Genomic DNA, 16,044 nt, shown 5'->3' on the forward strand with positions numbered 1-16,044 from the left:
GCAAATGGCTGCATTGAAATATGACTTACTAGCGATTTTATTATCAAATTATTAATTAAAACAACAAGTCCAGATATTATTATCTATCATATAATAGTGAATCAGACTCATGGATCAGGGGCTGTTTTAATATTCATGACACTATTTTGAGGCTTCTATGATAGAAAAAGCGCAGTTCTCCAATCACTTGTTTCATCCAAAATTCTGGTTACTGTGGTTTTTTGCCGGTTTGGTACGACTAACCCTATTACTGCCTTTAGACAAACAAATGAAAATGGGCGCAAGCATCGGTCGTTTAATTAAAAAACTGATTAGTCGTCGCGTTAAGATCGCGCAACGTAATTTAGAGCTATGTTTCCCTGATATGCCAGCAGCAGAACAAGCACAATTGTTAGATCGTAACGTCGAAGAGATCGGCAAAGCTATCTTCGATATTGCCAATGCTTGGTGGTGGTCGGATGAAAAAGTGCAGCGTCACATGACCATCAAAGGTCAAGAACATATAGACAAGACGCTCAGCGAAGGTCATGGCATTGTGTTGTTTGCCGTACACTGCTTACCATTGGAAATGGGTGCGCGTATATTTGGTCAATTCCATCCCGGTGTTGGTGTTTACCGCCCACATAAAAATCCAGCAATGGAGTACATGCAGGTTAAAGGCCGACTCAGATCGAATAAAGCACTCGTACCTAAACGTGATTTGAGACAGATGGTACGTTGCCTGCGTAAATCAGACGTTATTTGGTATACCGCAGATCAAGATTTCGGACGTTCGAGCGCAACCTTTGTGCCCTTCTTCGCAGTGCCTGATGCCGCAACCATCACTGGCGCAAGTACCCTAGCACGTTTGGGGAAAGCCAAAGTATTGCCATTCAGCGTAGTACGTAATGCTGATGATAAGGGTTATACCATCGAAATATTACCGCCGTTAGAGGACTTCCCAAGCAAGGATGAAGTCGCTGACACTAAACGAGGTAATGCCATTATCGAGCAGATCATTAATAAAGAACGCGCTCAGTATATGTGGTTACATCGACGCTTTAAAACCCGTCCAGATCCAGATTCGCCGTCTGTTTATAAATAATATTATCAGCCAAAATGAAAAATGCTTCTCAGCTATATCTTGTATATAAGTTAACTGAAAAGCATTTAGTAAAGTTAATACTGACTCACTACACGTCAATAATCACTTCGGGGTCAAAGTGCTATATTAGTGCTACCTAAGTACGATCAACGGCACTCGACTGTTTTCAATCATGCGGATGGTGTTACTTCCCAAGAAAAAGTTTCTTACCTTAGAGTGAGCAAACGCCCCCATCACCACCAGCTGGATCTCGTTACGCTGTTTGTAATCCATCAGCACGGTAGAGATATCGCCTTTCAGGTACGTCGCCATCACATCAAAGCCTTCAGCAGTGAGTCGTGCTTGAGCCTGTTCAAATTTTTGCTTTTGGGCTTTATCACTGTTTTCAACAGTTACTAAGTGACACGTCATGCCCTTGAGTAAACCACCTTCGATGATGCGTTGCACTGCTTTGTCTGCGGTTTCACAACCGTCATAAGCCAACATAAAGTTAGTTGGTTCGGTGAAGTCCTGCGGTGCAATCACAATTGGTGTATGTACTTGGCGGATCAAGGTTTCAATATGTGAACCCAAGGCTTTAAAATCATCTTGATGACCATTGCCAGAGCGCCCAACCACCATTAAACGTGCATCTGTTTCTAAACCAACTAATGCTTCGACAAAGTCACCGTGTCGCTGCAGTGGTTCAATGTCCGTTAGCCCTGCAGAATTAGCTCTATCCACCGCATGGCCGAGCATTTCATTGCCCAATTGGATCGCCATTTTGCCGCGCTGTTCATCGAGTTCCGTCATTTGATTAAGCAACGCCGAGCGCGCCCCTAAACCAATCGTGCCACTAAAATCATCGGCGCCATGTTGCGGTTTTTTCTCAATGCTGTGTAAAAATACAATGCCATTACCCAAACGTTTTGACGCCCAGATAGCAGTATCACAAACAGCTTGAGCCAATTTAGACCCATCAATTCCAGCTATTATTTTTTTCATATTGTTATTAATTGTGTTATTAATTGTGTTATTAACGGTGTTGTTCATAGTCGTCTCCTTAGTGGCCAGCCATCATTTTTTCAACAGCAGCGGGATCATTATGAATGGCAAATTTATCAATTACGGTGGCAGTGGCATCACTCATGCCGACAATATTCACGGTTGCACCTTCACGGCGGAACTTGATCACCACTTTATCGAGTGCACCAACGGCGCTGATATCCCAAAAATGGGCGTGCGATAAATCAATAACCACGGTATCTACCACTTCTTTAAAATCAAACCCATCAACAAATTTATCTACCGATGCAAAGAATATCTGTCCAGTGACTTGATAAGTACGCACTTGCTGCTCTGTTTGGGTGTTTTTGATAACCATAAAGCGGCTGATCTTGTGCGCAAAAAAGAGCGCTGACAACAATACACCCACAAATACACCAATGGCTAAGTTATGGGTACCGACAACAGTAATAACCGTCGCTATCATCACAATACTGGTTGATATCGGGTGCGAGCGAAGATCTTTAATCGAGCTCCACGAGAACGTACCAATCGACACCATGATCATCACAGCAACTAAAGCCGCCATTGGAATTTGCTTGAGCTCATCGCCTAAGAAAACCACCATGATCAGCAAGAATACACCCGCTGAAAAACTCGATAGTCGACCACGACCACCGGATTTAATGTTAATGATTGATTGACCGATCATGGCGCAACCAGCCATACCACCCATTAAACCAGCGCCGATATTAGCAATACCTTGTGCTTTACATTCACGGTTACGATCACTTTTAGTATCCGTTAAATCATCGACAATCGTCGCTGTCATCATCGACTCTAAAAGCCCGACCACAGACAGACCCAACGCATAAGGTAAGATGATCCACAACGTATCTAAAGTAAGCGGTACTTCAGGCCATAAGAAGATAGGTAAGGCATCAGGTAATTCCCCCATATCACCAACGGTGCGGATATCTAAGCCAATCACTTGTGATAATACAGTCAGGAAAATGATACACACTAGAGGCGAAGGAATACTTTTACCAATAACGGGGATATACGGGAATAGATAGATGATACCTAAGCCACCCGCCGTCATTGCATAGACATGCCAAGTCACATTGGTTAATTCAGGTAACTGCGCCATAAAGATTAAAATCGCTAGTGCATTCACAAAACCCGTAACCACTGAACGTGAGACAAAGCGCATTAAACTGCCCAGCTGTAAATAACCTGCGAGTATTTGCAATAGGCCAGTTAGCAAGGTCGCTGCAAGCAAATATTCTAGACCGTGCTCTTTCACCAGCGTCACCATCAACAGTGCCATGGCACCCGTCGCAGCAGAGATCATACCTGGTCTGCCACCTGTGATCGCCACGATAGTCGCGATACAGAACGACGCATACAAACCCACTTTAGGGTCGACGCCGGCAATAATAGAAAATGCGATAGCTTCAGGGATCAGTGCTAACGCAACAACAATACCAGCGAGTATATCGCCTTTAATATTACCTAACCAATCTTGTTTGTTTGACAAAAAAATCATACTTGTCCTTTTTCAGGCGCATCGATTACCCACGAGAGTTCGTAGCGATACGCGGATATTATGTTTAGATCAGCCATTAAATCGATGGTTTCATGCTATTTCAGCCACAGTAAATGACCTTCAAGAAGGGCAGATTCCACGACGTAAGCCGCATGCAATTTAATGTACTTTTAAACGATAAATAGCGATGGTAAAAATACCATACTGGAGAATTCCTGTTTTAAATATGTCAGGAAATAGTGATCATCAACAATAAGCCATATTATCTCGATAGATAAATATGCCAGTACTAATATAGAGCCAATATAGTTTTATATAGTGTTGATACATTACTGATACAGTCCAACTTATAATAATCTTACGGTGCGTAAGAGCCTGACTTTAATTACAAAAGTCATATAAATTGTGTAGAGGGGGTCTAGCGTTATGGCGGCGTCATCTCGGTACCTTAGGTTTGACTTAAATGTAACTATCTTATGTGACTATCTTATGTGACTATCTTATGTGACTATCTTATGTAACTTTATGCAAGAAGCATATATTAAAGCGAGCTCATTATATGCTTCTGTCAATTTAAAGTAAATGCGCTAGGTCAAATTGCATCCTAGTTCGCAATTACTGCCACTGTACTAACAGCTAATTGGTTACAGCCTCTCTTGTCACAGAAGTAGTGCCCTCCAGCACTTTTTCGATCTTCACCGCTGCCACTTTAAACTCAGGGATCTTGGCATGTGGATCTGTCGCTGTAGTGGTCAAACGATTGGCTGGTGATTCAGCAAAATGAAATGGCACAAACACCACACCAGCTTGCATACGCTTCGTCACAAACGCAGGGGTTTCGATACTGCCGCGGCGTGTTGATACCATGAGCATGTCACCATTACTAATGCCTAATAGCTCTGCATCCGCCACCGAAATCATCGCCCGTGGTCCAGCAAGGTTATCTAAACCTTTGGTTTTACGCGTCATGGTGCCGGTATGGAACTGTTCCAGTAAGCGTCCGGTAGTCAAGATCAACGGATACTCATCATCAGGTAACTCTGCGGCATAACGGAATGGCACAGCAACCATCTCCCCCTTACCACGGGTAAACTGTTGGGTATGCATCAATCGCGTACCTTCAGATTCACCATCTGCACAGGGCCATTGCACGCCATTTTTACCGACGCTATCCCAATGGATACCGGCATACTGAGGCGTCAATTGGGTAATTTCTTTGGTAATATCCTCAACCGATTGATATGCCCAGTCACTGCCCATAGCATTAGCAATATCTTGAATAATAACCCAATCTTCTTTCGCTTCACCTGGTGGCTTAACCGCTGGTGAAATACGTTGTACGCGGCGTTCGGTATTAGTGAAGTGACCTGATTTCTCTGCAAACGAACACGAAGGCAAAACCACATCCGCATATTGCGCAGTTTCAGTTAAGAAAATATCTTGTACCACTAGGAAATCAAGCTTCTCGATACCTTCAATCACGTGGGCTTGATTGGGGTCGCTCAACACGGGATTTTCTCCCATTACATACAACCCTTTCACTTCGTCGTGACACGCTGCATCAATGATCTCGGTTAATGTTAAACCCGCTTCTTTAGGTAAATTAGCCTTGTTCCACGCTTTGGCGAATTTGGCCTGTACTTCTGGTTTAGTCACTTTTTGATAACCGGGGAAATCACCTGGCAGCGCGCCCATGTCACAAGCACCTTGCACATTAGACTGACCACGTAATGGGTTAATACCACCGCCTTCAATACCGATGTTGCCACACAACATTTGTAAGTTGGCAATTGAGCGTACGTTGTCATGCCCAGTAGTGTGCTGGGTTATGCCCATCGAATAATACACAGCGGTGCGCTGTGCTGTGCCGATCATCTCTGCCATGTTAATCACGTCTTGCGCTTTCACGCCCGTAATCAACTCAACTTTATCTGCTGCATAACTGTCAGACATTACTTCTGCTTTCAACGCCGCAAAGCCTTCGGTACGATCGTTAATGTAAGCCTGATCATGCCAATCGTTTTTAATTATTTGCTGCATGATACCGTTCATTAACATCACATCTGTACCCGGACGATGGGCAACATACAATTGCGCATGATCACTAATATCGATACGTTTAGGATCAGCAACAATCAAACGCGCATTGCCATGACGCACGGCTTGCTTGATATGCGAGGCTATAATCGGATGCGCAGAGGTGGTATCAGAGCCAATAATAAATATCAAATCTGAATGCTGAATACTGGGAATATCATTGGTCATCGCGCCACTGCCAATAGAGGCTTCAAGACCTGTTACGGTCGAGGCATGGCATAATCGAGCACAGTGATCGACGTTATTGGTTTCTAATTCACGACGAATGAACTTCTGAAAAGCGAAGTTATCTTCATTGGTGGTTTTTGCTGACGAGAAACCTGCTAATGCATTACCGCCATGCTTGGTTTTAATGGCATTAAACTTAGCGGCCACCAGCGTGATTGCCTCTTCCCAGCTTGCTGGTTGGAGTACGCCACCTTTACGAATTAATGGTGTGGTAAGACGCTCGCTGCTACTAACAAAATCAAAGCCAAAGCGCCCTTTCACACATAACATACCTTGGTTTACTGGTGAGTCTTTCACGCCTTGCACATAACGGATCTTATTCTGACTTTCATCAACAAACATAGTTAACTTGCAGCCGACACCACAATAAGTGCAAATGGTATCGACTGGCTTTAGCATTTCAATACGGCCTTGGGATTTATCACGGCTATCAACTAATGCCCCCGTTGGACAGACTTGCACACAACGCCCACATTGCACGCAGTCAGAATCACCCATAGTGAAACCGTGTTCAAAACCAGGGCGACATGCAGGACGGTCTGCTGACTTTCCGTCATCATTCTTCATGAAACTCAGCACACCATGTACCGCCTGTTCGTTACAGGCATCGACACATTGGCCACAGCTAATACAACGGTTGGCATCAAAAACGATAAACTCTGAACTGTCATCCACAGCAAACTTCTGACAGCTTGCTTGACTTTCCTTGGTATAAATATCGGCATCCGCGACTTTATAGTCAGTCGCAAAATCACGTAATTGGCAATCGGTATTGGCCTGACAACCACATTCTAAACAACGCGCAGCTTCCCGCATTGCTTCATCATTATCAAAACCAGTTTCAACTTCAGCAAAGCTTAACTCACGAGCTTGTGGGCTCAACTCAGGCATGACAGAACGCATGACCTGTTTAATACTGTCAAATTGCGCCGTATCGACCTGTTTTAACTTAGGGGCTTTCTTCGAATTGAATTGTTTAACCGGGATATTTTCCATATCACCATCAAAGTAACGATCAATCGCTTCGGCGGCAATACGCCCATCGGCAACGGCTTCAATCGCGGTTGCCGGGCCGCGGCGGAAATCACCAATACTGAATACATTGCCCACGCCCGAGTGCATGGTATCTTCATTGGCATCTTGGGTATTCCAACGCGTTAGCGGCAAGTCTAAGGTTTCTTGCTCCATGAAGCTTAAATCGGGCTTTTGCGATACCGCAGCAATGACAGTATCAAAGGCTTCGGTAAAGTATTCACCGGTTTGTTCTGGGCGGCGGCGACCTGATGCATCGTGTTCACCTAAGGCCATTTTCTCTAATTTTACTCCGTGTACTCGGCCATTTTCATCGGCCATGTTTTCTACTGGATTAGTGAGAAAGTGGAATTTAACCCCTTCATGTTCCGCTTCCAGAATTTCATAATCTTCCGCTGGCATTTCAGCGCGAGTTCGTCGGTAAATCAGCGTCGTATCAGCGCCATCACGCACAGCCGTTCGCGCGCAGTCAATCGCGGTATTACCACCGCCAATCACAGCCACTTTCTTACCTGTGGTGTAGTGACCATCGGTGACGTAATCTTTAAGGTAATCAACGCCTAAATAGCAACCATCCAAGTCACTGCCCGTGTATTGCATGTCAACTGCTTGTGACGCGCCAACCGCTAAACACACAGCATCATAGTCTTGAGTCAGTTCTGTCAGGCTAAAATCACGCCCCAATTTTTTGTCGGTCAGCAACTGCATGCCATTACGGCACATGATCTCAATTTCTTTCGCTAGAATAGCTTTAGGTAAGCGGTACTCAGGAATACCATAACGTAACCACCCTCCTGCATCCGGCATAGATTCAAATACCGTCACGTCATAACCTTCATTAGTCAGGTAATAACCACAGGTTAAGCCACCAGGGCCACTACCAACAATGGCAATAGACTCACCTCGTCCGGTTTTTTTTACTGGCACGTATTGCTCTTGCGCTGCTAAATCAATATCGGCAGCATGACGTTTCAATTGACGAATAGCGAGCGGTTCATCGACCAAACCACGGCGACACTCGGTTTCACAAAATGCCGGACACACACGGCCAATCGACAGTGGCATAGGTAAGGTACGTTTGATCACCTCAACCGCTTTAGCGTGGTCGTTTTGAGAAATATGATACAGGTAAGATTGAATATCAACGCCAGCAGGACACGCTGTCTGACAAGGTGCTTCACAATCGGCATAGTGGTCTGAAAGAATACGGTTAAGCGATTGCTGGCGTAACGACGATAAGGTGTCAGAGGCAGTAGTTACCGCCATGCCTTCGGTAGCTTGTACTTCACAAGCACGCTGAATACCTTGTCCTTCGATATCGACAACACAGAGATCACACGGCACTTTCTCGCCGCTTTTATTCAAGCCACACAATGAGGGGATGTCAATATCACAGTCGGTAGCGACTTCAAGCAGGGTTTGCTGGGTATTGGCGGTAAATTGCTGTCCGTTAAATGTAACGTTTATCATAGGTGGCCTCGTAAAGATCTCTGAACTACATAATTTAATTTCAGTCATCAATCTAACAAAGGCAGTGAAAAATGCTTTGATGTGGAACACTCTCCGCGGTGATTTTTCCAATACTCAAATACGCTGGTACCGCTAAATCAAGCTGCTGTTAACTGTGATGAAATAAAATCTACGCTGACGTTCACATTACGGAGGAATAATTACATTATTTATCAAAAACTTATTTCATATCAATCGCGCATTAATTAATGACCTCTTCTGCTCGAACTGAGTAATAGTTCAATTTAACGACCTTGTTTAAAAGATACCCTACTACCCATAAAGTTATACAAACGGTGGTGTTATGTTGTATTTTGAATTTCTATTTTTATTGGTCGTGCTCTATATCGGTTCTCGATATGGCGGCATAGGGTTAGGGGTTGTCTCTGGGATTGGTTTGGTGATTGAAGTGTTTATCTTCAAAATGCCGCCGACTTCGCCCCCTGTCACGGTAATGTTGATTATCTTGGCGGTGGTTACCTGTGCTTCAATTCTCGAAGCGGCTGGCGGGCTTAAATATATGCTGCAAATTGCCGAGCGTATTTTAAGAACAAATCCAAAACGGGTGACGTTAATTGCCCCTTTTGTTACCTATACCATGACATTCTTGCTGGGTACTGGTCATGCGGTATATTCCATTATGCCAATCATTGGTGATGTCGCCCTTAAAAATGGTATTCGTCCTGAACGCCCTATGGCTGCTGCATCTGTCGCCTCGCAAATAGGGATCACCGCATCACCACTCTCGGCGGCAGTGGTATTCTATTTAGCGCAACTCGTGGATATCGATTCATCTATTACCCTGCTGTCGATCTTGATGGTGACTGTGCCGTCGACGTTATTCGGTACCTTGATGTTAGCGCTGTATAGCTTACGCCGCGGTAAAGAATTAGACGATGATGAGGAATACCAAGCACGCTTACAAGATCCAATCTGGCGTGAAAAGATCTTAAATACCACATCAACCTCATTAGATGAAAAGTTACCGACTAAAGCGCGTAACGCAGTGCTTATCTTCTTAGGTGCTATTGTGTCTATCGTCGTGATTGCCATGTTCCCAGAGATTAGAACGATCAGCGAAGGTGCTGCGCCCATTAAAATGTCAGTAGTGATCCAAATGATGATGCTAGCGTTTGGTGGTGTGATCTTGTTGGCGACCAAAACAGATCCACGCGATGTACCTAATGGCGTGGTATTCAAATCGGGTATGGTTGCTGCCATTGCTATTTTTGGTATCGCTTGGATGTCAGATACTTATTTCCAATACGCGATGCCGCAATTCAGAGCTGGTATTGTTGATATGGTTACCTTGCACCCTTGGACGTTTGCATTAGCCCTATTTATCGTCTCTGTGGTGGTGAACTCACAAGCAGCAACAGCGCGGATGATGTTACCCGTTGGTTTGGCGTTGGGGCTTGAACCAGCCTTGGTGATCGGGTTAATGCCTGCGGTATATGGTTACTTCTTTATTCCCAACTATCCGTCAGATATTGCCACGGTGAACTTTGATAACTCGGGTACAACTAAAATTGGTAAGTACTACTTCAACCATTCGTTCATGGCGGTGGGTTTAATCGGGGTTGTTTCTGCTTGTTTGGTTGGTTATGTGTTAGGACAGATCGTGATTGGTTAGCACATCAAGCTAACTAAAAATCAATCGCATTAAAAAAGCCATTAAGTAATGACACTTAATGGCTTTTGATTAGAGCTTATTTAACAGATAAGATGAAAGCTTATCTTAGTTTAAACTGTCCTACGATTGATTTCAGTTGCTCGTTTGCGACAGCTACATTTACCGATTCTTGCGCGGTAGATTGACCATTTATCGCTAACTCTTGCGCCATTTCACGGATCGCCGTCATGTTGCGCGTCACTTCCAGCGACACACTACTCTGCTCTTCCGCTGCGGTTGCAATTTGCGTATTTAAATCATTAATTTGCGTAACAGAAGTAGCAATATGATCCAAATCTGCCGCAACTACATACGTACTTTCTGCAGCTTCTTGGCAAGTTGTTTGCGTCATATTCATCGCTAGAATTGCAGAACTTGAGCCTGCTGTTAAAGCATCCAACGTCTCTTTAATTTCCGCCGTGCTCACTTGTGTTCTCGCTGCCAGAGCTCGTACTTCGTCAGCTACCACAGCAAAACCACGACCTTGCTCGCCCGCTCGGGCTGCTTCAATTGCCGCGTTAAGTGCCAGTAGATTCGTTTGTTCAGCAATCGCACCAATCACATTCAGTACTTTAGTGATGGCTTGCGTATCTTTCTCAATGTCTTCGATACTTTTTGATGAGTTTTCTACATTCTCAACCAGTTTAGATACCGTTGAGGTGGTCGCTGTGACAGTTACTTTCGACGTACCCACCTGCTTATTCATCGCATCAGTAAACTGCGACGCTTCTTCCGCATTACTGGCAACATCATTGGCCGTTGCACTCATTTCTTCAACTGCCGCGGCGATTTGGTCCGTTTCAATGGAATGCGCTTCTAATACTTGGTTGTTCGTTGTGGTTTGTTGCTCTAACTTGCCAACACTTTCAGCAATATGCTGTGAAGAATTATCGATCTCTAACATCAGGGTTTGCAGGTTCATAATAAAAGTATTAATACCTGCCGATATATCACCTAAATCATCATTGCTCTCAATCGGTAAACGACGTGTTAAATCACCATTACCTTTAGATAAATCCGTCACCACTTCTTTCAACGACATAATTGGACGATAAACGATATTCATTACCGTCACAGTCAAGAATAAGCCGATTGCAAGCATAACAATAGATACCACAATCGACGTTTCTAATGCCTCATCAACTTCTGCATAAGCAACTGATTTATCAACACCAATGAATAAATACCAACTTTTGCCATTAATCAGGGTGATCTCTTGCGTAAAGGCAAGTTTATCAACACCGCCCAAGGTATAAGCCGTCGTGTTCAAGCGGCCACTTAACATACCGGTTTTCACATTGCCCATACCAACATCATTAAAGTTGACGCCTGTTCTCAATGTCGCTGAATTAGAGGCTAATGCATTACCATCGCTATCCATGATCGCGGTAACAGAACCTGGGTAGTTAACATTTTTGACGGTTTCTTCAAGGATACTTAAATCAATATCCCCCAATAACACCCCATTTCCCATATTGCGCACAAGAGAGATAACCGGCAGACCTGTGCCAGCATCGTTATACACATCGGAAATATCGAAGGTGGCTGCATTTTTACCTAAGTTATACCAAGGACGTTGACGGGCATCATAACGCGCTGTAATAGCGACGCCATTAACCCAGCTTGGGTCTTGCGCTGTGGAGTAAGTAACACCATCATCAAAAGCAAAAAATACACCTCCAAAACCATTGGTTTCTTTTACCAATCGTGCAATCGTGACGTAATCATCACCTAGGCTATTAGACTTATACTTTTGGTTAATCACATTTAATGCTTTGGTTTTATCGGTGAACCAATTTTCAATTTTATTGGCTTCATAGCTAACGATTGAAGTAGATAGTAAATTTACATCTTCAATGGTTTTAGATTTAATGATGTTATAAGAGATTATATTTGCAACAAGTAAAATAGCGGTCAGTAAGGTAATTACCGACAATATGATGAGTTTTTTGAAACCTAAGTTTTTTAGCATTATTTTATTCCACAATTAGATAGATCAGGGGTAACTGTCGTGCCTAACCAACGCAGAGTCGAATTTATACATTCATACTCTTTACGTCTTTCATTCCCTGTTATCACTTCCTAGTAATAAGAATGTTCTGAATAATCCATCAATGACACCCACTGTGTATCGGCGTCTTCTGCGGAAACATTAATAAAACATTAGTAAAAAATCATAAAGTAATTAATAAAAATCTATTTACTTAGTAATTGCGCATTTAAAATGCAAAAAAGCGCCACCAATACGGCGACGCTCTTTGAATAGATATAGGATTAAAATGTAACTATAGCTTATAGCTTATAGCAATTAAGCGTTAGCTAACTGGCTAGCCAGCATGATCTGCTTTGCTATCAACTGGTTTAGATCCAGCCCGACGATTTCACCATCAAGCACACGCCATTTACCGGCAACCATGACTTTATCGGCTTTAGTCGCGCCACACAGTAGTAAGGCAGCAACCGGTGTACCTGCACCTGCAAAACGAATTTCATCGAGTTTAAACAAGGCAATATCAGCTTGCTTGCCCACGGCTATCTCACCAATATCATCACGGCCTAAGCAACCTGCCGAGCCTTTTGTCGCCCATTCAAAAGCTTTTTGGTGGGTGATTTCACTGGCACCATAACGCAGTCGTTGTAATAACAGCGCCTGGCGTACTTCGCCTATCATGTTAGAACCATCGTTAGACGCCGAACCATCAACCCCTAAACCAACAGGGCTACCCGCGGCTTGCAGTGCTAATGTCGGACATTGCCCTGACGCTAAGATCATATTCGATGATGGGCAGTGACAAACACCAACGCCAGCACCACCTAATCGCGTTATTTCTTCATCATTAAAATGGATACCGTGCGCTAACCAGGTACGGTCGTTTAACCAACCCACACGTTCCAGGTAATCAACAGGCCGTACGCCAAACATTTTAATACAGAACTCAGTTTCGTCATGGGTTTCAGCTAAGTGAGTATGCAAGCGTACATTGTTTTCGTGAGCTAACTTACCGGTCGCCGTCATCAACTCTTCACTCACCGAAAACGGTGAACAAGGTGCTAATGCGATACGGGTCATCGCGCCATCTTCATATTGGTGATACTCCTTAATCAAACGCAGACTATCATCCAAGATCTCAGCATCACTCTGGATCGTAGTACGTGGTGGTAAGCCGCCTTGATCTTCCCCTAGACTCATTGAACCACGGGTTAAATGTACGCGAATCCCCAGTTTTTTGGCTTGTTCAACTTGAATGTCGATGGCATGTTCAAGGCCATCAGGGAATAAATAATGATGATCACTGGCTGTGGTACAACCCGACAGTAATAATTCACTTAAGGCAATTTGCGTTGAGGTGGCGATCATTTCCGGCGTTAATTTGGCCCACACTGGATATAAGCTTTGCAACCAAGGGAATAATTCTTTGTTTAGTGCCGCAGGAAAAGCGCGTGTCAGGGTTTGGTAGAAATGGTGGTGACTGTTAATTAAGCCGGGGATCAGCACATGCTGACTGGCATCAACAATATCAGCCACTGGACTAACTGGCTCTGCGCCAGCACGCACGAGTTCAACGATAATGTCGTCTTGAATAACAATACCGCCAGCATAAGCGGGATCTAAACAGTCGAGTGGATTTTTGATCCACAGGCGCAATGATTTAACTTGCATATAAGCTCCTAATTGTCAGGATTTAAAAAATAATAAAGACTAAATAGTCCTAATTAATCAAACCCGGATGTAGGAGCCAAAAGTGCACAAACCGGAAAGGTACACAATCAGTTGATTTAAAATCACGGCTAGTTAACCTAGCCTCCAATTAACCAATTAACCAAGTAACGTGTAAACGCTACCTGATTAAAGTAATCACAACAAAATACAGCGGTAAAGTCAATGGTTACACTGTGACGCTTTTTGGCTTAGCCACCGTTGATGCAGCCTCAGATACTACGTCTTCTGTAATATCTGTTGTTACTTTTAATACAGCCTCATCTTCTGCTATTTTGCGTTTACATGGCAAGATCAAGCTCATCAAAATAGCTGACAATCCAGACACGGTAACAGAAGAACTAAAGATACTCTTAAACAAGGGTGAAAATGAACTTGTTACTTCAGGCACAGCGACAACACCTAAGCCAAGACCAAACGAAACGGCCATGATAAGCAAGTCGCGACGGTCGAGATCAGCAGTGGCTAAAATACGAATACCCGCAGAGGCAACAGTACCAAACATCACCAACGTCGCGCCGCCTAATACCGGTTTAGGTAATGTTTGCAATACCGCACCGATAACCGGAAATAAGCCCAGTAACACAAACAGACCACCAATATAAAAAGCGACATAACGACTTGCGACACCTGTTAACTGAATAACACCGTTGTTTTGGCTAAAAGTCGACATTGGAAAACTACCAAAAATAGACGCTAAGCAAGAGTTTATACCATCTCCTAACACACCGCCTTTGATACGTTCGATATAAACAGGCCCACGCGTCGGTTCATTCGATACCATCGAGTTAGCGGTTAAATCACCCGTTGTTTCGATAGCGGTGACAATAGAAATGATCGCCACAGGAATAAACGCCGCTAGCTCAAAATCAAACCCATATTTAAACGGCGACGGTACCGATATCATAGGTACATCTGCAATATCACTGTTAACCATGCCCATAAAATAAGCCGCAATATAACCCACCACCATCCCAATCATGATGCCGGAAAGACGTAATACCTGGTTACTTGAACGATTAATGAGGATGATGGTGCTTAAGGTAATTGCACCAACAATAAGGTATTTTGAATCGCCAATATGTTCATTGCCAAAACCACCGGCGATATCGGTCATCCCCACTTTAATCAAAGATAGGCCAATCGTGGTAATAACAATACCTGTAACCACTGGCGTAATAATATGCTGTAGTTTATGGATAAAACGGCTTAGTGCGATTTCCACAAAAGAGGCAACAAAGCAGACACCAAAGATCATCGCTAAAATATCTTCTGGACTACCGCCACGGTTTTTAACAATAAAACCAGCAGCCAGTACCGCGCTTAAAAAAGCAAAGCTCGTACCTTGTACACAAAGCAGACCTGAACCAATCGGTCCAACACGTCGAGCTTGTAGAAAAGTTCCTACTCCTGACACAAATAACGCCATGGAAATCAGATAAGGTAATTCACTGCCTAATCCAAGAACACCGCCAATAATCAACGCTGGCGTAGTAATACCCACAAAACTGGCTAAAATATGCTGAAAAGCAGCAAACAACGCTTTTAGTGGTTCGGGGCGATCGTGTAGTCCATACAACAAATCACAGTTATTGCCTTCCATGTTCATACCTACCTCAATTCAATCTGATAATAGTCTGTAAATCAAAGCTTAACTAAGATTTACGCTGTCCACTTGTAAGTCAACTACCGTCATAACGTTGTAATAACACTGCTATAAATAAAGTCATCTGGACTGTCATCATAGTGATAGTAAAAACGGTTATAAAACCATAGCTCTAAATACTGTACACAATATTAGAACCAAGTTGCAACAAACTGAAATTCAAATAACGGGTTAAAAAGCTAAAAAGAGGTATACACAACATATTAGATATTAAAAGATAACAAAAAAAGGCTTAAAAATCATAACGGTAAACAAAACACCCTGTAACATCTCATTTTTAATAAAAGTAAAATAAATGTTAAATAAATGTGCTGAGACAGTGTTTTATTTCACACTTAACAATAAAGAACAATAACAACTAAAAGTTAATACAATAACAACCAATATTGTATTAACCTTGAGATGATTAAAATCGTTAGATGATTGATGTAACGCAGATCTTTTAGAACACTGCGTATAAACCAATAAAGGCGAACACAATATCGCTATTGCCCCGCCTTCATCT

General features: G+C 43.3%; 8 protein-coding genes. 2 read left to right on the forward strand and 6 right to left on the reverse strand.

Annotated elements, in window-relative coordinates; all coding sequences use genetic code 11:
• The first annotated feature begins 157 nt into the window (after nt 1-157).
• Entirely contained in the window at nt 158-1,084 is a 927-nt protein-coding gene (gene lpxL, locus FR932_RS11955; RefSeq protein ID WP_019442966.1) for an LpxL/LpxP family Kdo(2)-lipid IV(A) lauroyl/palmitoleoyl acyltransferase, read from the forward strand.
• 132 nt (nt 1,085-1,216) lie between these two features.
• Here lpxL and FR932_RS11960 read toward each other — a convergent pair whose 3' ends face one another.
• From FR932_RS11960 to fdhF, 3 genes are all read right to left on the reverse strand, one after another.
• A complete protein-coding gene (locus FR932_RS11960) occupies nt 1,217-2,068 on the reverse strand; it encodes a universal stress protein (RefSeq protein ID WP_026032253.1) in 852 nt (283 codons plus the stop codon).
• A gap of 58 nt (nt 2,069-2,126) precedes the next feature.
• Nucleotides 2,127-3,617, reverse strand: coding sequence for a SulP family inorganic anion transporter (locus FR932_RS11965; protein WP_019442968.1), 1,491 nt, complete (start codon nt 3,615-3,617; stop codon nt 2,127-2,129).
• A gap of 636 nt (nt 3,618-4,253) precedes the next feature.
• Complete coding sequence (gene fdhF / locus FR932_RS11970) at nt 4,254-8,444, reverse strand: formate dehydrogenase subunit alpha (RefSeq protein WP_019442969.1); 4,191 nt, start codon at nt 8,442-8,444, stop codon at nt 4,254-4,256.
• A 343-nt stretch (nt 8,445-8,787) separates the two neighbouring features.
• Between fdhF and FR932_RS11975 the strand changes: the two genes are divergently transcribed.
• A complete protein-coding gene (locus tag FR932_RS11975; RefSeq protein WP_019442970.1) occupies nt 8,788-10,116 on the forward strand; it encodes an anaerobic C4-dicarboxylate transporter in 1,329 nt (442 codons plus the stop codon).
• 100 nt (nt 10,117-10,216) lie between these two features.
• Here the strand turns inward: FR932_RS11975 and FR932_RS11980 are convergent, their stop codons facing one another.
• The 3 genes from FR932_RS11980 to FR932_RS11990 all read right to left on the reverse strand — a co-directional run bounded on the left by FR932_RS11980 (nt 10,217) and on the right by FR932_RS11990 (nt 15,476).
• Nucleotides 10,217-12,127 carry a methyl-accepting chemotaxis protein gene (locus FR932_RS11980; protein WP_019442971.1) on the reverse strand — a complete coding sequence of 637 codons (1,911 nt, stop codon included), beginning with the start codon at nt 12,125-12,127 and terminating at the stop codon, nt 10,217-10,219.
• A 336-nt stretch (nt 12,128-12,463) separates the two neighbouring features.
• The gene (locus FR932_RS11985; protein WP_019442972.1) at nt 12,464-13,816 is read right to left on the reverse strand and encodes an 8-oxoguanine deaminase; all 1,353 of its coding nucleotides are present in this window, start codon (nt 13,814-13,816) and stop codon (nt 12,464-12,466) included.
• Nucleotides 13,817-14,042: 226 nt separating this feature from the next.
• Nucleotides 14,043-15,476: a uracil-xanthine permease family protein gene (locus FR932_RS11990; protein WP_019442973.1), complete on the reverse strand. Its 1,434-nt coding sequence runs from the start codon at nt 15,474-15,476 to the stop codon at nt 14,043-14,045.
• Nucleotides 15,477-16,044: the final 568 nt, after the last annotated feature.

The organism is Moritella marina ATCC 15381 (genome assembly GCF_008931805.1).
GTDB lineage: Bacteria > Pseudomonadota > Gammaproteobacteria > Enterobacterales > Moritellaceae > Moritella > Moritella marina.

What these genes read in the sequence shown, in the direction of transcription:
- FR932_RS11965 (WP_019442968.1), bottom strand. Translation starts at nt 3,617, where the DNA reads ATGATTTTTTTGTCAAACAAACAAGATTGGTTAGGTAATATTAAAGGC.
- FR932_RS11990 (WP_019442973.1), bottom strand. Translation starts at nt 15,476, where the DNA reads ATGGAAGGCAATAACTGTGATTTGTTGTATGGACTACACGATCGCCCC.
- FR932_RS11985 (WP_019442972.1), bottom strand. Translation starts at nt 13,816, where the DNA reads ATGCAAGTTAAATCATTGCGCCTGTGGATCAAAAATCCACTCGACTGT.
- lpxL (WP_019442966.1), top strand. Translation starts at nt 158, where the DNA reads ATGATAGAAAAAGCGCAGTTCTCCAATCACTTGTTTCATCCAAAATTC.
- FR932_RS11980 (WP_019442971.1), bottom strand. Translation starts at nt 12,127, where the DNA reads ATGCTAAAAAACTTAGGTTTCAAAAAACTCATCATATTGTCGGTAATT.
- FR932_RS11960 (WP_026032253.1), bottom strand. Translation starts at nt 2,068, where the DNA reads ATGAAAAAAATAATAGCTGGAATTGATGGGTCTAAATTGGCTCAAGCT.
- fdhF (WP_019442969.1), bottom strand. Translation starts at nt 8,444, where the DNA reads ATGATAAACGTTACATTTAACGGACAGCAATTTACCGCCAATACCCAG.
- FR932_RS11975 (WP_019442970.1), top strand. Translation starts at nt 8,788, where the DNA reads ATGTTGTATTTTGAATTTCTATTTTTATTGGTCGTGCTCTATATCGGT.